Consider the following 17,476-nt stretch of genomic DNA (forward strand, 5'->3'; position numbering starts at 1 on the left):
AGCACGTGTCCCAGGACGCTTACGACTACGACGTCATCGTCGTCGGCTCAGGATTCGGCGGATCGGTCACCGCCCTGCGCCTGACAGAGAAGGGCTACTCCGTAGGCGTCCTGGAGGCGGGAAGGCGCTTCACCCGAGCAACCCTCCCCAAGAACTCCTGGGACATCAAGAACTACCTCTGGGCCCCCAAGCTCGGTCTGTTCGGCATCCAGCGCATCCATCTGCTCGGCAACGTCATGGTGCTGGCGGGTGCCGGTGTGGGCGGCGGGTCCCTCAACTACGCCAACACCCTCTACGTGCCACCGAAGCCGTTCTTCGACGACCCCCAGTGGAAGGACATCACCGACTGGCAGGAGGAGCTGAAGCCGTACTACGACCAGGCCCGGCGCATGCTCGGCGTACGGCTCAACCCGACGATGACCCCGTCGGACGTGCACCTGAAGGCGGCCGCGCAGCGGATGGGCGTCGGCGACACCTTCCACATGGCCCCGGTCGGCGTCTTCTTCGGCGACGGCAAGGACGCCGACGGCAAGGTGAAGGCCGCGCCGGGCCGGCGGGCCGACGACCCCTACTTCGGCGGTGCGGGCCCGGCCCGCAACGCCTGCATCGAGTGCGGCGAGTGCATGACCGGCTGCCGGCACGGCGCGAAGAACACCCTCAACGAGAACTACCTGTACCTCGCCGAGAAGGCGGGCGCGGTCGTGCACCCCATGACGACCGTGGTCGCGGTGACCGAGGACTCCCAGGGCGGCTTCGCGATCACCACCGTGCCGACGGACAACCGCCGCAAGGGCCGGGGCCGGGTGTTCAAGGCCCGCCGGGTCGTCCTCGCCGCCGGCACCTACGGCACCCAGACCCTGCTGCACCGCATGAAGGCCGACGGCAGACTGCCGTACCTCTCCGACCGGCTCGGCGAGCTGACCCGCACCAACTCCGAGGCGCTGGTGGGCGCGCAGACCACCGACCGGCGCTACCGCAGGGCCACCGGAGAGCGGCGCGCCGACTTCACGCGCGGGGTCGCCATCACGTCGTCCATCCACCCGGACGCCAACACCCACATCGAGCCCGTCCGCTACGGCAAGGGCTCCAACTCGATGGGCAGCCTGTCCATCCTGCAGGTGCCGTACGCCGAGAACTCCTCCCGGGTGCTCGGCTGGCTCGCCAACGCCGCCCGGCACCCGGTGCTGGTGCTGCGTTCGCTGTCCAACCGGAAGTGGTCGGAGCGGACCATCATCGGCCTGGTGATGCAGTCGCTGGACAACTCCCTGACGACGTACCTGAAGCCGGACGGCGTCGGCAAGGGCCTGCTGACCGCCCGCCAGGGCCACGGCTCGCCCAACCCCAAGCAGATCCGGGCCGCGCAGGAGGGCGCCGACGCGCTGGCCGCCGAGATCAACGGCTTCGCCGGCTCCAACGTCGGCGAGCTGATGGGCACCCCGCTGACCGCCCACTTCCTCGGCGGCTGCCCCATCGGCGACTCCCGCGAGACCGGCGTCCTCGACCCCTACCACCGGCTGTACGGCCACCCCGGCATCTCGGTCGTGGACGGAGCGGCCGTCTCGGCGAACCTGGGCGTGAACCCGTCCCTGACGATCACCGCGCAGGCCGAGCGGGCGATGTCCTTCTGGCCGAACAAGGGCGAGGCCGACCCGCGTCCCGCGCAAGGGGCGGCGTACGAGCGCATCCAGCCGGTCGAGCCGAAGTCGCCTGCCGTGCCGGCGGACGCGTTCGGTGCGCTGCGGCTGCCGTTCCTGGGGATGCCGGAGGTGCCGCCGAAGCGGTAGGCGCGGAAAGGAAGCAGGGGGGCGCGTAAAGCCAGAGAGACCTGCGCCCCCCTCCGAGCGCAGGTCCCTCTGGTGGTCTGTGGTTCTGTGTGTGCGACGCCCTCGGACGCTGCGGCTCGGCCGTTGCCCGGCCGCTGCCCAGCCGTCCGTCAGGCGTCGCCCCCCTTACGCCGCCGTACGGCGATGACCGCGCCCGCTCCGGCGACGACGGCGAATCCGCCGACGAGGGCGATCACGGGCAGCGCGGAGCTCGAACCGGTGGCGGCGAGGTTGCCGCTCGTGGCGGAACCGGCGCCGCCCTGCGGCTTCCTGTCCGTGTCGCTCGGCGTGGCCGTGCCCGGGCTGGGGTTGGCGGAGCCGGCCTCCAGCACCTCGAAGTCGTACTGCGCCCAGCCCTCGGCGATGCACTCCTTGCCGCCGATCCGGTCGAGGTAGGCGCCGGAGCCGAAGGAGTAGGCGTCACCGGCGGGGGCCTCGGCGTCGATGCTCAGCCGCAGCTCGACCGACCTGGAGGCATGCGCGGCGAGCGTGGTCTCGAGGAACTCGTCGCCGGCCCAGTCGAGGTCGCCGATCCGGGTCCAGCGGCCGCCGTCCTTGAACTCCAGCTCGACGTACGGGCTGAGGTACTTGGACTCCTCCAGCTCGTAGTTCTCGACCTCGGCGTAGAGGTGGACGTCCTCGATCGGGGCGCCGGAGTCGTTGGTGACGACCAGGCGGAAGGTGTGCGGGCCGTCACCCGCGACGATCTTCCCGGGCAGGCCCTTGATGTCGGCGGAGACCTTGACGTCGTCGTAGTCGGCGTCGAGGTCCTCGCAGAACGGGTAGTCCTCGCCGGACGGCACCTCGCTCGGCTCCGGCTCGGGCTCGGCGGACCCGGTGGGCGTCGGCGTCCGGGACGGCTCGGGCGTGGCCGTCGGGGTGGGCGTCGGGCTCGTGGTGGAGCCGGGGGTCCCGGCCGTGGCGCTCGGGGTCGAGGTCGCGCTCGTGGCCGGCGTGGTCGACGGGTCGGCGAAGGCGACGGACGCGGACAGCACGGCGAGCGGCGCGACGACCGCCGTGGCGGCGGCCGCTGCCACGGCACGGTGAAGCTTCATCAGGACCTCGAGATCACGTACGGCCAGAGGTGGGGGTGCCCCCTGGTGCCAGGTTTGATCAGTGAGGCCTGGGAATGGTTGTCCACCCGCACACACAAATTTCATGTGACCTGAGTCACATGGCGTGGGGGGGTTCCGGATATGGCGGTAGCCGGTGGCGTGGCGAAGGTGGCGTGGCGAAGGTGGCGTGGCGAAGGTGGCGTGGCGAAGGTGGCGTGGCGAAGGTGGCGTGGCGAAGGGCCCCGCGGCGCTGCGCCGCGGGGCCCTTCGCTGTCGGCGCCGACGTCAGGACCATGTCGGTGCCCGGGGCGGCGGCGCCGGGGGGAGGGTGCGCCGCCGGTGGTGTGGTGAGGGTGTGCTGGAGGGACGGGGAGGAGTGGCAGGGGGAGCGGGAGAGGTGCGGGAGAGGTGCGGAAGGGGTGCGGATGGGGGACTGGGATGGGTCCGCCGGCCGGCCCCGGGCGTCCCCGGAGCCGACCGTTCTCTTGGGTGACCGGGCTGCTGTCCCCTGCCGTCCGGTCACGACCCTGGGGCGAGGTCCCACGACGCACGGCACGTTCCGTACGTCTCATCGCCCCAGTGAGCCACGCGTGGTTCTTTCGGGCCCGCGCCTGGCTGACACGGACACCTGGAGCAACGAAGCGACGCACAGCCGGTCACGCGCCGTACGGGTGAGTCCGGGCTCGAACTCAGATGCGCCCCCGGCACAGCTCCAGCAGCGTCATGGCGAGGGCGGTGCCCGGCTTGCCGAGCGCCGTGCGGTAGTGGTCCAGGATCTCCATCTCGCGCGAGAGGTTCACCCGGCGGCCGCCGGACGTGATCCGCGCCTCCTGGACGACGGCCGAGACGGCCATCCGTTCCTGGATGAGACCGATGATCCGGTCGTCGAGCGCGTCGATGCGCTCGCGCGCGCCGGTGATCACGTCGGCGGCCTCGGAGGTGCGGGCGCCGGTCATGTCGAGGGCGGTCATAGGGGGCTCCTTGGGAAAGGGGCGGCCCTGGAGCGACACGGCCCGGAAACGGCAGACGCCCCGGGCCTTGTCGGCCCGGGGCGCCTGGGAAGTCGCTTGTCAGTAGCTCAAGCAGCACGACCATGGCAGCCGGCGGGCCGGTTGCCATAGGTAAAGAGGAAGGTCGTCTGCGTGAGCATGGGGTTCAGTATGCCGGGCCGGGGCGGCGGGACCAACACGGTTCGGATGGTGAGATGCGCGACTGTCCGGCCCTGCCCCCGGCAGCGCGGGCGGTAACCCGGTCCCACCTCGGTAGAATCGGACAGCAGAAGACCCCCGCCCAGCCGCCGGAAGGCAACCCGTGTCATCTGCGACCCCCGCTGCCGCCGCCCCCGACACCGTTCTGGTCGTCGACTTCGGCGCGCAGTACGCCCAGCTCATCGCCCGTCGAGTCCGCGAGGCCCGGGTCTACAGCGAGATCGTGCCCAGCACCATGCCGGTCGCCGAGATGCTCGCCAAGAACCCGGCGGCCATCATCCTCTCCGGCGGCCCCTCCTCCGTGTACGAGGAGGGTGCCCCTCGTCTCGACCGCGCGATCTTCGAGGCCGGCGTTCCCGTCTTCGGCATGTGCTACGGCTTCCAGCTGATGGCACAGGTCCTCGGCGGCACCGTCGACAACAGCGGCGCCCGCGAGTACGGCCGTACCGACCTGCACGTCTCGCGCACGTCCTCCACCCTCTTCGAGGGCACCCCCGCCGAGCAGCACGTGTGGATGTCGCACGGCGACGCCTGCTCCGCCGCCCCGGAGGGCTTCACCGTCACCGCTTCCACGGACGTCGTCCCGGTCGCCGCCTTCGAGAACGACGACAAGAAGCTCTACGGCGTCCAGTACCACCCCGAGGTCATGCACTCCACGCACGGCCAGCAGGTGCTGGAGCACTTCCTCTACCGCGGCGCGGGCCTGAAGCCCTCCTGGACCACGGGCAACGTGATCGAGGAGCAGGTCGCCGCGATCCGCGAGCAGGTGGGCGACAAGCGCGCCATCTGCGGTCTGTCCGGCGGCGTGGACTCCGCGGTCGCCGCGGCGCTCGTCGCGCGGGCCATCGGCGACCAGCTGACCTGCGTGTACGTCGACCACGGCCTGATGCGCAAGGGCGAGACCGAGCAGGTCGAGAAGGACTTCGTGGCAGCGACCGGCGTCAAGCTGGTCGTCGTGGACGCCGAGGAGCGCTTCCTCAAGGCGCTCGCCGGGGTCAGCGACCCGGAGGAGAAGCGCAAGATCATCGGCCGTGAGTTCATCCGCGTCTTCGAGCAGGCGCAGGCGGACATCATCGCGGACGAGGGCCCGGCCGTGGAGTTCTTGGTCCAGGGCACCCTCTACCCGGACGTCGTCGAGTCCGGCGGCGGCACCGGCACCGCGAACATCAAGTCCCACCACAACGTCGGCGGTCTGCCCGAGGACCTCGAGTTCAAGCTGATCGAGCCGCTGCGCAAGCTGTTCAAGGACGAGGTGCGCATGGTCGGCCAGGAGCTCGGCCTGCCGGAGGAGATCGTCCAGCGCCAGCCGTTCCCGGGCCCGGGCCTCGGCATCCGCATCGTCGGCGAGGTGACCAAGGAGCGGCTCGACCTGCTCCGCGACGCCGACGCCATCGCCCGCGAGGAGCTGACGGCCGCCGGCCTCGACCGCGACATCTGGCAGTGCCCGGTCGTGCTGCTCGCGGACGTCCGCTCGGTCGGCGTCCAGGGCGACGGCCGCACCTACGGCCACCCGATCGTCCTGCGCCCCGTCTCCTCCGAGGACGCCATGACGGCCGACTGGTCGCGCCTGCCGTACGACGTCCTCGCGAAGATCTCCACCCGCATCACCAACGAGGTGCGGGACGTCAACCGCGTCGTCCTCGACGTCACGTCGAAGCCGCCGGGCACCATCGAGTGGGAGTAGGCCCCTGCCGCTGACGGGGCTCCGGGGGCTCCAGGGGTTCAGGTGCGCTTGATCGTGCGCACCGGCTCCCCGGGCTTCCAGACCTGGACGACCAGATAGGTGTCGTCCTCGACGTAGGTCCGCACGACCTCCGTCAGCTCGGTGCGAAAGAGGTGGAACGGCTCCGGCGGTTCCACCTCTTTCGTGTACGCCGCCTTCGCCACGCCGTCGTCCACCTCGACCGCCCGTCCGCTGATCCGGACGTCGCCGCCGCCCATGGACTGCCCCTCCCCGGGGTTCGCCTGGAGCGCGAAGCGCGGGTCCCGGCGCAGGTCGAGCGCCTTGAGCGAGCCCGGCATCATGCCGAGCCACAGCTCACCGTGCAGGAAACGGACCTCCAGACCCGTCGTGCGGGGCGAGCCGTCCTTGCGGAGCGTGGCGAGGACATGATGCGTGAAGGCGCCGAACCGCTCCTCGACGGTCCGGGCGAGATCCGGTTCGGCGGCGCGGAAGGTCTCCCAGTTTGCGGCGCCGACCGTGTTCGCTGCACCGGCCGCACCGGCTGTGTTCGCTGCATCGGCCGCACCGGCTGTGTTCGCTGCATCGGCCGCACCGGCTGTGTTCGCCGCATCCGCCGCACCGGCTGTGTTCGCTGCATCGGCCGCGTCGGTCGGGTCGGCCCCTCCGGCCGTGTCGGTCGTGTTCGCTGCATCGGCCGCACCGGCTGTGTTCGCTGCATCGGCCGCGTCGGTCGGGCCGGCCCCACCGGCCGTGTCGGTCGTGTTCGCTGCGGTTGTCGCGTTCGTTGCCATACGGCGAGTGTGGCGCTGATACCCGACATCCGCTGTCGGGATTGCGCGGCTCTTATGCGGCGTGGTGGGCCGGGCGGACATAGCGCGTGCGGCCCATCTCGTCCTGGATCGGTGTGCAGCCTGCCGCGGTGAGCCGCGCCGCCAGCTTCGCGCGCCTGCGCACATTGATGCGCAGGGCGACCTGGAGCAGCACCGGAAGCAGGACGGCGAGCGGCAGTGCCACCGCGTACTTGCCGGTCACCACCGCCAGCAGCACCATCACGGCCGCGATCATCCAGGACATGGCCATGAACTTCTTGGGGTCGGCGACCGAGACCGCCGTGTCGAACCGGATGAGCCCCATCAGCAGATCGACCTCCGCCTCGGCTTCGGGCAGCGGCGTCAACGTGCCCTGCCGCATACCGGGCACCGGGCCGCCGGCGCCCGCCTGCGGATACGCCGCCGCGTTGGCCGCCGCGCGCTGCCGCGCCCGCTCGTCCGGGTCCCGCACGAGATAGACGTGCAGCGACTTGCGCTGGGCGTCGCCCTCGAGACGAGCGTCGGCGTACCGGAAGCCGTACGCCTCGGCGATGTACGCGAGCGCGGCGACCGTCCGTCCCTTGGCGTACGGATGGTCGATCTCGACGACATCCTGGGACGCGACCTGCCGCATGATCGCGGTGATCTGCTTCTCGGCGAGACTCACGAGGGCTCCTGGTGTGCGGGTGGCCGGAAAACGGCGCTGAACTTCTGCTTCCGGACAGCAGACCGGCGAGGTCCCGCGAGGGTTGTGTGCCGTGACCTTGTTGCGTGCGTCATGTTTGCGTAACGGCCTGTCTTCCTGCGCGGGGCGGGGGTAGCTTCCGCCTCGTACAGCACCCCCGCCTGGAGGACTCGATGCACGGGACGCCCCGGCCGACCCCACCGACCCCGCCCCTCGCCGTCCCGACCGACCGGCTGCGGTTCGCCATGCCCCCCAGGCACGACTCGGTCGAGGACGAACGCCGGCACCGCAAGGAACGCCTCGCGGGCGCCCTGCGCATCTTCGGACGTCTCGGCTTCGAGGACGGTGTGTCCGGCCACATCACCGCCCGCGACCCCGAGTACAGCGACTGCTTCTGGGTGAACCCGTTCGGGATGCCCTTCAAGCACGTCACCGTCAGCGACCTGGTCCTCGCCAACTCCGACGGGCAGGTCGTAGAGGGCCGCTACCACGTCAACCAGGCCGCCTTCACCGTCCACGCCCAGGTCCACGCCGCCCGCCCCGACGTCGTCGCCGTCGCCCACTGCCACTCGGTGCACGGCCGCGCCCTCGCCGCGCTCGGCGAACTCCTCGACCCGATGACCCAGGAGAGCTGCGCCTTCTACGAGGACCACGCCCTCTACGACGCCTACACCGGCGTCACCGTCGACGCCGGGGAAGGCCGCCGTATCGCCGCCGCCCTCGGCTCCGGCAAGGCCCTCGTCCTGCGCAACCACGGGCTGCTCACCGTCGGCGACTCGGTGGACGCCGCCGCCTGGTGGTTCATCACCATGGAACGCTCCGCCCAGGTCCAGCTCACCGCCCGCGCCGCCGGCCGCCCCGTCCTCATCGACCACCGCATGGCCGTCGCCACCCGCGAACAGCTGGGCGGAGACCTGGTGGCCTGGATCAACTACCAGCCCCTCTGGCAGGACATCAGCGACAGCGAACCCGACCTGCTGAGCTGACTTGCTGCGCTGACCGCGCCTGAGTTTCGCTGGGTGGCTGCTGCTGGTTCCTCCGGCTGGGAGCCGGATTGAGCAGCACCCGCCTTTCCTACGTATCGTCGGTCGAGGGGCCATGTCGTGGGCGAGAGGGCGGCCAGTAGTGATGACGCACCGTATTCATCCCAACACGCACACCTCCTACCCGGGCGGTGGCCGGGACTGGCGTGCCACCGCCACGTACTACGCGCTCCTTCCCCTTCGCCTCTTCCTCGGCGTCACCTTCATCTACGCCGGCCTGGACAAACTCACCGACAGCGGCTTCATGAAGGACTCCGGCTCCGGTTCCATCGGCGAGATGATGCGCGGCGTCCGGGACTCGGCCGCCATCCCCGATCTGGTCGACCTGGCCCTGAAGAGCCCCGTCGGCTTCGGCTACACCATCGCGATCGGTGAGCTGGCCGTCGGCATCGGCACCCTGCTCGGCCTCCTCGCCCGCATCGCGGCCCTCGGCGGTGCCCTGATCTCCCTCAGCCTGTGGCTGACGGTGAGCTGGGCCTCCGACCCCTATTACTACGGCAACGACCTCGCCTATCTGATGGCCTGGCTGCCCCTCGTCCTCGCCGGCGCGCCCTACTTCTCCCTGGACGCGGCCCTGCACGACCGACGCCGGGAACGGGTCGCCGGGGGCCCGTGAGGGAGCCGGACGACCAGTGGCCGGGACCGCGTGGCCTGACTGCTGCCAGGGCTGCCGCGAGCCGGGCCTGAGCGGCCCCGGCGGTGGCCGCGGCCGAGCGTGAACCGGCACTTGCTTCCGCTAGGGGGTGTCTCGTCGATCAGGCCGGATCAGTGAGCGGTGTCTGGTGCCGTGCGTCGCAAGGCGGAGGAAGGGGTCGACGCGATGGGGGTCCCCCCGCTCGAGCGAAGCCGAGAGTGGGGGAGTCGGGGACTGACGACGACGCGGCGAGGCGCGGTGCCGGGCGCCGGGAGCCCGGCATGATCGGCCAGACACGCCCTTAGGGCGTCGCCCCCGTCCTGGGTGTCCCGGTCCCGCGTCGCCGCCGTATGCCGCGCCCCGCCAGCCCCGCCACGGCCGCCAGGCACAGGCCGCCCACGACGAGGGGTATCACGGCGAACCACGGTGTCTCCCAGGCGCCGCCCGCGTCACCGGCGTAGACGACGCCCGCGACGGTGACGAAGAACCCGGCCACCAGCTTTCCCGGCCGGAACTCATGACGCAGCACGGCTCACCTCCGCTTGTCCCACACCGACCTGAAGGTCGAGTTCGATGGTGCCGCCGGCCTTCGTGTCCTCGGCCGGTGGCAGGACCGTCTCCTTGCTCTTGCCGGCCGCCACGTCCACGTCCTGCTTGCCCTCGCCCGGCAGCTGGATGTCACCGACGCCGACCTCGATGCTCGCCTCGACGGTCACGTCCGGCGGCACGATGATCCGCAGCCGTCCCACCCCCACCTCGGCATTGATGCTCACCCGCCGGCCGTCGGCCACGTCGAGCCGGGACAGGTCCAGCGTGCCGACGCCGGTGCCGAGGTCGTACGCCGGCCTGACGTCGGCCACGGTGGCCGGCCGCCACGTCGTGCGGACCCAGTCGGTGCCGATGTCCTTGGGCAGCGCGGCCGCGGCGGCCAGCAGCCCGGCGGCGACGACGGCGAGGAACACGGACCCGGCGCCGGTGCGCCCCAGGAAGGCGCTCACCGCTATGCCCAGGCCGAGGACGATCAGCGCACAGGCCAGCCCAGCCTGCACGCTGGTCCCCAGCGGGTGCTCCTCCCAGGTCAGCCGGGTGGTCAAGGCGCCACCGAGCAGGGCGAGCAGGAAGACCCAGCCGCCGATCCAGCGCGGCCCGCGTGGCTCGGGCGGCTCAGGACGCGCGGCGCGGGACGCCGCGCCGGCGTGAGGGTACGACTTGAGGTCGAGGCCGATGGAGGACACCAGGTCCTGGCCCTCGGAGTCGTACGGGCCCCACAGATAGCCGGTGCCGCCGACATGCGTGCCGTCCTTGACGATGGGGTCACGCCACCAGGACGGATAGGAGACCGCCACCGGCGGTGCCTGGGCCTCCGGCGGAGCGTCGGCGGCGGCCTGCGCGGCCAGCGGGTCGTGGTCGGGGGCACCGCGGCGCTGCGACCAGTACCCCGCGCCGGCGAGCAGGAGCGAGAGGACGACGGCGAACGTGAGCACCCCGCCGTTGTTCATCATCGTCAGGAAGACCCCGCAGCCGACCAGAGCGAACAGCACCGCCGCGAGGGCGTGCCCGTCGACCCGGCCGGTCAGCAGCTTGTGGAACTCGTTCTCGTCCTCGTCGTCGTACGGCACGAAGAGCCAGGCGAAGCCGTAGAAGATGAGGCCGATACCGCCGGCGGCGGCCAGCACGGCGAGAGTGATACGGAAGATCACCGGGTCCAGGTCGCACTGCCGCCCCAGGCCCGAGCACACCCCCGCGAGCATCTTGTGCCCCCGCTCCCGCCGAAACCGCCGAGGCGGCTCGGAAGCATCGCGAGCGCCGGCCGGCTCGTCCTCGCCGGCCCGCCCACCCCCGGGGGATCCGGTGGACCCGGGGGATCCGGTGGACCCGGGGGACCCGGCGGACCCGGGGGATCTGGGGGATCCGGTGGACTCCGCGGACCCAGCGGCTCGACCAGCCCCTTGGGCGGGACCGGTGGCTACCGCGGAGTCCCAAGAACTCAAGGACCCCGAGGGAGCCGAGGAGCCCGAGGGAGCCGAGGAGCCCGAAGGAGCCGAGGAGCCCGAAGGACCCGAGGGAGCCGAGGGAGCCGAAGAGCCAACGGCCTCTGCCGAGTTCGAGGACGCGGTCGAGTCGGAGGAGCCGGAGGAGTCGGCGAAGTCCGTGGCGGCGGTGGAGTCGGCGGGGTCGGGAGGAAAGGGCCGCGGCGCGGGGGCGTCGTCGTTCCTCGGTCCGTCGTTACCGGACGGGTGACTGTCACCGTTGCCGGACGGCGTGTCGCTCCCGGACCCGTCCGCTGCCGCGGAGCGGTGACTGTCACCGTTGCCGGACGGCGTCCCGCTCCCGGACCCGTCCGCTGCCGCGGACGCTGCCGCGGAGGCCGGGTCCAGGTTGCTCGGGTCCGTCCCCTTCTTCCGCGCGCCCGCCCGCCCGGGCGCGTCCGCGCTCGCGTGCTTGCGCGGGCCCGCACCCGCGGAGGTAGTGGGCAGCGGGCCGGGCCCGGTGCCCGTGTCGGGCCCGGTGTCCGCGGCGTGCTGGTGATCAGTCATGCCTCCATGGTGACGGCCGAGCCGCCGTGGCGGCAGTCGGTATGACCCTGGCCGGACCCTGATATCGCCCCTGAGCCGGTGGAGGGGATCCGTGCGAAGGGCACGCCGTCCGAAGATCAGGGGCGTCTCGGGGGCCGACCCTGATGCCCCGCCGCCACCGACCGTGTGAACATCGGTGGCATGCCGGAAGCCGCAAGCGCACCCATCGTCGAACCGCGGCCCCCGCGCAAGCTCTACCGCAGCAGCGACGGACGCTGGCTGGGTGGCGTGGCGCGGGGGCTCGCCGGGCATCTCGGACTGCCCGTGATCTGGGTGAGGCTCGTCTTCGTCGGCCTGTTCACTGCGGACGGCCTCGGCGCCCTGCTCTACGCCGCCTTCTGGTTCTTCGTGCCGCTGGGTGTCGGCGGGGTCGAGACCCAGAGGCCGCCCTCCTTCGTCGCCACCGAGACCGCGCCGGACGGCCGCCGCAGACTCGTCACCCGCAAGCCGGACAGAGGCCAGATCGTCGCTCTGCTCCTCATGGTCATCGTGGCCATGGTCTTCGTGGGCAATGTGAACCTCGGCAACGGCGCGAAGGCGTACCTCTGGCCGACCGTGCTCGTCGGGGCGGGTGTCGCCCTCGTCTGGCGGCAGGCGGACAACGCCCGCCGGGCCCGCTGGGTCGAGGTCGGCCGCCGTCGGCGCACCCTCACACTGCTGCGTGCGGTGGCCGGTGTCCTGCTGGTCACGGCCGGTGTCTCGGGGATATTCGTCCTGCAGGGCTCCGCGGCCCACCTCGGTTCGGTCCTCCAGGCCGCGCTCGCGGTGCTCGTCGGGATAACGCTGCTCGCCGGTCCCTACCTGGTGCGCATGACGCAGGACCTCTCCGAGGAACGCCTGATGCGCATCCGAGCCCAGGAGAGAGCGGAGGTCGCGGCCCACGTCCACGACTCGGTGCTGCACACCCTGACCCTGATCCAGCGCAACGCGGAGAACGCGGGCGAGGTGCGCCGTCTCGCCCGTGCCCAGGAGCGCGACCTGCGCACCTGGCTGTACAAACCCGAGGGCACCGGAAAGGACGAGGCCGACGAACCGGCCACGCTCGCCGACGCGGTGCGGCGCAACGCCGCCGAGGTGGAGGACAAGCACGGTGTCCCGATCGAGGTGGTCATAGTCGGGGACTGCCCGCTCGACGAGAAGGTCGGGGCACAGATGCAGGCCGCGCGCGAGGCGATGGTGAACGCCGCCAAGTACGGTGGCGAGGGCGGCGCCGTGCAGGTCTACGCCGAGGTCGAGGGCAAGACGGTCTTCGTGTCCGTCAGGGACCGCGGCCCGGGCTTCGATCTCGACTCGATACCCGCCGACCGTATGGGCGTCAGAGAATCGATCATCGGCCGCATGGAGCGCAACGGCGGCACGGCGCGGCTGCGCGCGGTGCCGGACGGCGGCACGGAGGTCGAGCTGGAGATGGAGAGGGCGGAGAAGACGTCATGAGCGATCCGACCGAGACGAACGGCACGGCGGCAGCCGGGGAGGCCGCCGAGACCGCGGAGGCGTCCGGCGGCGCGGGTGGGCGTCGAGTGCGCGTTGTCCTCGTCGACGACCACCGGATGTTCCGCACGGGAGTGCAGGCCGAGATCGGCCAGACCGCGCTGACCGGGGTCGAGGTGGTCGGCGAGGCGGCGGACGTAGACCAGGCGGTCACCGTCATCACGGCGACTCGGCCGGAGGTGGTCCTGCTGGACGTACATCTGCCGGGCGGCGGCGGGGTCGAAGTGCTGCGCCGGTGCGCCCCGTTGATGGCGGACGCCGAGCAGCCGGTGCGGTTCCTCGCCCTGTCCGTGTCGGACGCGGCGGAGGATGTGATCGGGGTGATCCGTGGGGGTGCCCGGGGCTATGTGACGAAGACGATCACCGGCTCGGATCTGATCGACTCCGTCTTCCGGGTGCAGGAGGGCGACGCGGTCTTCTCGCCCCGCCTGGCCGGGTTCGTGCTCGACGCCTTCGCGTCGACCGACGCGCCGCCGGTGGACGAGGACCTCGACCGCCTCACCCAGCGCGAGCGGGAGGTGCTGCGGCTGATCGCGCGGGGATACGCGTACAAGGAGATCGCCAAGCAGCTGTTCATCTCGGTGAAGACGGTCGAGTCCCATGTGTCGGCCGTGCTGAGAAAGCTCCAGCTGTCTAATCGGCATGAGCTGACGCGCTGGGCGACGGCGCGCCGGCTGGTCTAGCCAGCCTCCGCGTCCGCGCTTCCTCGCCGCGCCGATGGGGCGCTGCCGGTGTGCGGGTCCCCTTGCCGGTGAGGGGCCTTACCGGCGTCGGGGCTTCCTCGCCGCTGGGGCGGGGGCTACCGGTGTCCGGGGGCGGGGACTACCGGTGTCCGGGGGCGGGGGCTACCGGTGTCCGGGGGCGGGGGCTACCGGTGTCCAGGGTGGGTGCCGGTCCTAGGCGGCGTAGCGCCCAGCGGTAATGGCGTACCGCCTTGGTCGCGCCGGTCAGGCCGGTCAGGCCGGTCAGCCGGCCTCGTCCGAGGGGCCGGGCACCGGCTCACACCACCCGCGTCGCCCCCGCGAAGGGCATCTCGTCCAAGGGGGCCACGCGGACCGGGGCGGAGGGGTTGGGGGCGTGGATCATCTGGCCGTTGCCGATGTAGATGCCGACATGGCTGATGGCGGAGTAGAAGAACACCAGGTCGCCGGGGAGGAGTTCGGAGCGGGAGACACGGCGGCCGGCGCCGATCTGCGCGTAGGTGGTGCGGGGCAGCTCGACGCCGGCGGAGCGGTAGGCGGCCAGGACGAGGCCGGAGCAGTCGAAGGCGTCCGGGCCGGTGGCGCCCCAGACGTAGGGGCTGCCGAGCTTGCTGTAGGCGTAGGAGACGGCGGCCGCGGCGCGCGAGTCCGGGGCGGTGGCGGTGGCTGTGGTGGACGTCGGGGCGAGGGCCTGGAGGTCGGGGCGGGAGGCCGTCGCGTCGCGTGAGGCTCGGGGCGTCGTGGCGGTGGCGTCCTGGCCGGTCACCTCGGTCCGCTCCTCTGCCGTGAGGCGGGACAGCAGTCGGCGGGCCGCGTCGAGTTTGCCGGTGACGGTGCGGCGGTGGCGTTGCAGCTCGGCCTGGCGGGACTTCAGCGAGGTCAGCTCGATGCGTGCGGCGCCGCGCAGTTGCTCGAACTCGCGGAGCCGGTCGCGGACCCGGTGTACGGCGGCGGACTGGCGGTCGCCGGCGCGTTCGGCGAAGGCGGCGTGGTCGAGGTACTCGTCGGGGTCGGCGGAGAGGGCGAGGCTCAGCGCCGGGTCGAGGCCGCCCTGGCGGTACTGGGCGGCGGCCATCGAACCCAGTTCCTCGCGAGCGGAGTTGAGCTTGTCCTGCTTGCGGGCCGCCTCGTCGCGCAGTTCCTCGAGCCGCTGCTCGGCGGCGTCGACCTCCTCCTTGGCGCCGTTGTACTTCTCGGTGGCCACCTCGGCCTCCTGATACAGCCGGTCCACCTGGGCCTTGACCTGCGCCGGGGTCAGGTCCGGGGCCGCCTGCCCGGTGCCGTCGAAGACGGTGGCGGTCGCCGCTCCCGCGAGGGCGAGCGTGGCCGCCGTACGGGCCGTACTGCCGCCGGCCGGGCGCTGTCTGGGCTTGCGGTGCGCTGCCACGACCTGCACGTCCTTTCCTGGGACCGCCGGAACCCCGCGAACGCGGTAGGTACGGCCGCCAGGGGGAGCGGCGTGCGGGTCGGGGACGGCCCGCGCGTCCGGCGGCGCCCGCACAGGGGGGAGCGGACACCGCCGGACTTCTCGGCGGTGGTGTCCGGCTGCCGCCCCTGGCCCGGGCGGCGGTGGGGAGCCGGTCACCTGGGGGAGGACGCTAGACCCGGATATGACAGCCGGGTAACACGATGTACGGAAGTGTCGGGAGGGGACCGGTGGGCGACCGGATCTGTCCGGGTCACAGGATCGGGTCGGTCGACTTCTCGGGGTGCGCTGACCGATGTGGCCGTTCCGGTGCTGGTGGGAAGGCTGGGGTGCTATGCGGCGCATATATGCGGCGGCGCACCGGGCGGAACGGCCTGCGCATGGGCGGGCCCGGTGTACCGGCGCGGTGGAGGCGCTGATTAGGCTCCGGCCTCATGGACGTACTCATCCATCTCTTCGTGGGCCTGCACATCATCGGCATCGCCTCGCTCCTGGGCGGCTTCCTCACTCAGATGAAGGCGATGGGCCAGGGCACTGCCCGCTTCGTCCCGGCGATGCTGCACGGCGCCCTGACGATGCTGGTCACCGGCGTGATCCTGGTCGGCCTCAACCAGGCCGACGACCAGTCGGTGAACAACATCAAGATCGGCGTGAAGCTGGCCCTGCTGATCGTGATCCTGGGGCTCGTCTATGTGAAGCGGGACGAGGAGAAGGTGGACAAGGGGCTGTTCGGCCTGGTCGGCCTGCTGACCACGGCGAACATCTTCATCGCGGTGCTCTGGACCTGACCGGCCCCTCGCGGCGCGGGGCGCGGCCCGCCGGAACACCGAGCCCGACCTCCAGGGCTTCCCGCGCCTGACCACCACCGTCAGGCACTGCCGGTGTCACGCCGCGGCCGGGGCCACCTCGGCCGCCACCCGGGCAGCCCCGCAGCAGTCGTACGACGAGATCCGCGGACGGCGTCGAGCCCGCTGCCGTCAGGGCCCGCCGTCCGCAAGGCTCCCCGGCTGGAAGGGCCCGCTGTCCGCAGGCCCCGCCCGTCCGCAAGGCCTCTTGGCCGCGAAGGCTCCCGGCCGGAAGGCCCGCCGCCCCGAGGTCCGTGGGCCCGAGGCTCCCGGCCGAGCCGCGGTCAGGCCGGACGTACCACGCTGTGGATCGAGGACTCCCCGTCGTAGTAGACGGACTCCTCGCGGACGTACGCGCCCGGCTTGGGGGCGTGGATCATCATGCCGTTGCCGACGTAGATGCCGACGTGCGTGACATCGGCGTAGAAGAAGACGAGGTCACCGGGCTGGGCGTCCGACAGGGAGACCGTGGTGCCGGCGTTGACCTGGTCGTAGGTGACGCGCGGGATGTCCACGCCCGCCGCCTTCCAGGCCGCCTGGGTGAGGCCGGAGCAGTCGTAGGAGTCGGGGCCGGTCGCGCCCCAGACGTACGGCTTGCCGATCTGGGCGCGGGCGAAGGCGAGCGCCTTCTCGGCCTTGCCCGCGTAGGTGGAGTCGGTCGGCGTCGAAGACTCGGAAGTGCCGGTGCCGGTACCGGTGGACGTCGACGTGTCGCCGGTCCCGGTCTCCTGCGCGGCATCCTGCTGCGCCGCCGCCTCGGCCGCCTCCCGCTGCCGCTCCTCCTCGGCCGCCTGCTGCGCGGCGAGCTCGGCGGCCTTGCGGGCGGCCTCCTCGCGCTTGCGTTCCTCGATCGCCGCGAGGCGGGCCTTCTCCTCGGCGGTCAGCCGCGACAGCAGCTCGCGCGCGTCGGAGAGCTTCTTCTGGACGGTCGCCTTGGCCGTCTGCAGCTCGGTCTGCGAGTCGGTGAGCGTCGACAGGCTCTGGGTGGCCTCGCGGCGCTTCTCCATGGTCGCGGACTGCTGGGTGATGTAGTCGTCGACCGCGTCCTTCTGGCGGCCGGTGAGACGGTCCATCAGCTGCGTCTGGTCGAAGTAGTCCTGCGGGGTGTCGGCGAGCAGGAGGGTCGCGGTGTCGGGCGCGGACGCGCCGGTGCGGTACTGGGCCGCGGCGAAGGAGCCGAGCTGCTCGCGCGCCTCGTTGAGCTGCTGGGTGCGCTCGGCCACGTCGTCGAGGAGGGAGTCGACGCGCTTGCGCTGCTTGGCGGTCCGTTCCTTGGCCGCGTTGTACTTCTCGGTCGCCGTCTCCGCCTGCCGGTAGAGATCGTCGACCTTCTTCTCGACCTCCTCCAGGCTCGGGCGGTCGTCGTCCGAGGGGCTGGCGTTGGCCGTCTGGGACAGCAGGGCCACGGAGGTCAGGGCGGCGGTGGCCAGCGCGGGGGTCCGTATGCCTGCGATGCGCGTCCCGGAGGGGCGCGCCTTGCGGTGCGACGCCAAGTG

15 protein-coding genes and 1 pseudogene are annotated in these 17,476 nt (G+C 71.9%); 8 read left to right on the forward strand and 8 right to left on the reverse strand.

Annotated elements, in window-relative coordinates:
• Positions 1 to 5: 5 nt before the first annotated feature.
• On the forward strand, positions 6 to 1,784 hold the full coding sequence (locus tag ACIGXJ_RS26355) for a GMC oxidoreductase (protein WP_399649963.1): 1,779 nt from the start codon (positions 6 to 8) through the stop codon (positions 1,782 to 1,784).
• Positions 1,785 to 1,933: 149 nt separating this feature from the next.
• On the opposite strand, the gene ACIGXJ_RS26360 is transcribed toward ACIGXJ_RS26355, so the two are convergent.
• A complete protein-coding gene (locus ACIGXJ_RS26360; RefSeq protein ID WP_399649966.1) occupies positions 1,934 to 2,878 on the reverse strand; it encodes an LAETG motif-containing sortase-dependent surface protein in 945 nt (314 codons plus the stop codon).
• A gap of 689 nt (positions 2,879 to 3,567) precedes the next feature.
• Entirely contained in the window at positions 3,568 to 3,849 is a 282-nt protein-coding gene (locus tag ACIGXJ_RS26365) for a chorismate mutase (protein ID WP_399649969.1), read from the reverse strand.
• 340 nt (positions 3,850 to 4,189) lie between these two features.
• Between ACIGXJ_RS26365 and guaA the strand changes: the two genes are divergently transcribed.
• Complete coding sequence (guaA, locus tag ACIGXJ_RS26370; protein WP_399649972.1) at positions 4,190 to 5,770, forward strand: glutamine-hydrolyzing GMP synthase; 1,581 nt, start codon at positions 4,190 to 4,192, stop codon at positions 5,768 to 5,770.
• A gap of 38 nt (positions 5,771 to 5,808) precedes the next feature.
• Here guaA and ACIGXJ_RS26375 read toward each other — a convergent pair.
• Together ACIGXJ_RS26375 and ACIGXJ_RS26380 are read right to left on the reverse strand one after the other, a co-directional pair.
• Positions 5,809 to 6,273: pseudogene (locus ACIGXJ_RS26375) on the reverse strand (pyridoxamine 5'-phosphate oxidase family protein); the annotation flags it as partial.
• Positions 6,274 to 6,613: 340 nt separating this feature from the next.
• Complete coding sequence (locus ACIGXJ_RS26380; protein WP_399649975.1) at positions 6,614 to 7,246, reverse strand: hypothetical protein; 633 nt, start codon at positions 7,244 to 7,246, stop codon at positions 6,614 to 6,616.
• A gap of 191 nt (positions 7,247 to 7,437) precedes the next feature.
• On the opposite strand from ACIGXJ_RS26380, the gene ACIGXJ_RS26385 reads away from it, so the two are divergent.
• Both ACIGXJ_RS26385 and ACIGXJ_RS26390 read left to right on the forward strand, forming a co-directional pair.
• On the forward strand, positions 7,438 to 8,250 hold the full coding sequence (locus tag ACIGXJ_RS26385) for a class II aldolase/adducin family protein (protein WP_399649977.1): 813 nt from the start codon (positions 7,438 to 7,440) through the stop codon (positions 8,248 to 8,250).
• Between the two features lie 142 nt (positions 8,251 to 8,392).
• The gene (locus ACIGXJ_RS26390; protein ID WP_399649979.1) at positions 8,393 to 8,923 is read left to right on the forward strand and encodes a DoxX family protein; all 531 of its coding nucleotides are present in this window, start codon (positions 8,393 to 8,395) and stop codon (positions 8,921 to 8,923) included.
• Positions 8,924 to 9,242: 319 nt separating this feature from the next.
• On the opposite strand, the gene ACIGXJ_RS26395 is transcribed toward ACIGXJ_RS26390, so the two are convergent.
• Both ACIGXJ_RS26395 and ACIGXJ_RS26400 read right to left on the reverse strand, forming a co-directional pair.
• Positions 9,243 to 9,470: a hypothetical protein gene (locus ACIGXJ_RS26395; RefSeq protein ID WP_399649982.1), complete on the reverse strand. Its 228-nt coding sequence runs from the start codon at positions 9,468 to 9,470 to the stop codon at positions 9,243 to 9,245.
• Entirely contained in the window at positions 9,457 to 10,932 is a 1,476-nt protein-coding gene (locus ACIGXJ_RS26400) for a PspC domain-containing protein (RefSeq protein WP_399649984.1), read from the reverse strand. Before ACIGXJ_RS26400 ends, ACIGXJ_RS26395 begins: the two co-directional genes overlap by 14 nt.
• On the opposite strand from ACIGXJ_RS26400, the gene ACIGXJ_RS26405 reads away from it, so the two are divergent.
• The 3 genes from ACIGXJ_RS26405 (at position 10,904) to ACIGXJ_RS26415 (ending at position 13,691) form a co-directional block, all read left to right on the forward strand.
• Positions 10,904 to 11,182: a hypothetical protein gene (locus tag ACIGXJ_RS26405; RefSeq protein WP_399649986.1), complete on the forward strand. Its 279-nt coding sequence runs from the start codon at positions 10,904 to 10,906 to the stop codon at positions 11,180 to 11,182. The two genes, ACIGXJ_RS26400 and ACIGXJ_RS26405, sit on opposite strands and share 29 nt — an antisense overlap.
• Before the next feature lie 476 nt (positions 11,183 to 11,658).
• Positions 11,659 to 12,951: a PspC domain-containing protein gene (locus ACIGXJ_RS26410; protein ID WP_399649988.1), complete on the forward strand. Its 1,293-nt coding sequence runs from the start codon at positions 11,659 to 11,661 to the stop codon at positions 12,949 to 12,951.
• Complete coding sequence (locus ACIGXJ_RS26415) at positions 12,948 to 13,691, forward strand: LuxR C-terminal-related transcriptional regulator (protein ID WP_399649990.1); 744 nt, start codon at positions 12,948 to 12,950, stop codon at positions 13,689 to 13,691. Before ACIGXJ_RS26410 ends, ACIGXJ_RS26415 begins: the two co-directional genes overlap by 4 nt.
• A gap of 316 nt (positions 13,692 to 14,007) precedes the next feature.
• Here the strand turns inward: ACIGXJ_RS26415 and ACIGXJ_RS26420 are convergent, their stop codons facing one another.
• Positions 14,008 to 15,096 carry an NlpC/P60 family protein gene (locus ACIGXJ_RS26420; protein ID WP_399650225.1) on the reverse strand — a complete coding sequence of 363 codons (1,089 nt, stop codon included), beginning with the start codon at positions 15,094 to 15,096 and terminating at the stop codon, positions 14,008 to 14,010.
• A gap of 473 nt (positions 15,097 to 15,569) precedes the next feature.
• Between ACIGXJ_RS26420 and ACIGXJ_RS26425 the strand changes: the two genes are divergently transcribed.
• On the forward strand, positions 15,570 to 15,923 hold the full coding sequence (locus ACIGXJ_RS26425) for a hypothetical protein (RefSeq protein ID WP_399649993.1): 354 nt from the start codon (positions 15,570 to 15,572) through the stop codon (positions 15,921 to 15,923).
• A 341-nt stretch (positions 15,924 to 16,264) separates the two neighbouring features.
• On the opposite strand, the gene ACIGXJ_RS26430 is transcribed toward ACIGXJ_RS26425, so the two are convergent.
• A complete protein-coding gene (locus ACIGXJ_RS26430) occupies positions 16,265 to 17,473 on the reverse strand; it encodes an NlpC/P60 family protein (protein ID WP_399649996.1) in 1,209 nt (402 codons plus the stop codon).
• Between the last annotated feature and the right edge of the window lie 3 nt (positions 17,474 to 17,476).

The organism is Streptomyces sp. NPDC053367 (assembly GCF_044545925.1).
Classification (GTDB): Bacteria; Actinomycetota; Actinomycetes; order Streptomycetales; family Streptomycetaceae; genus Streptomyces.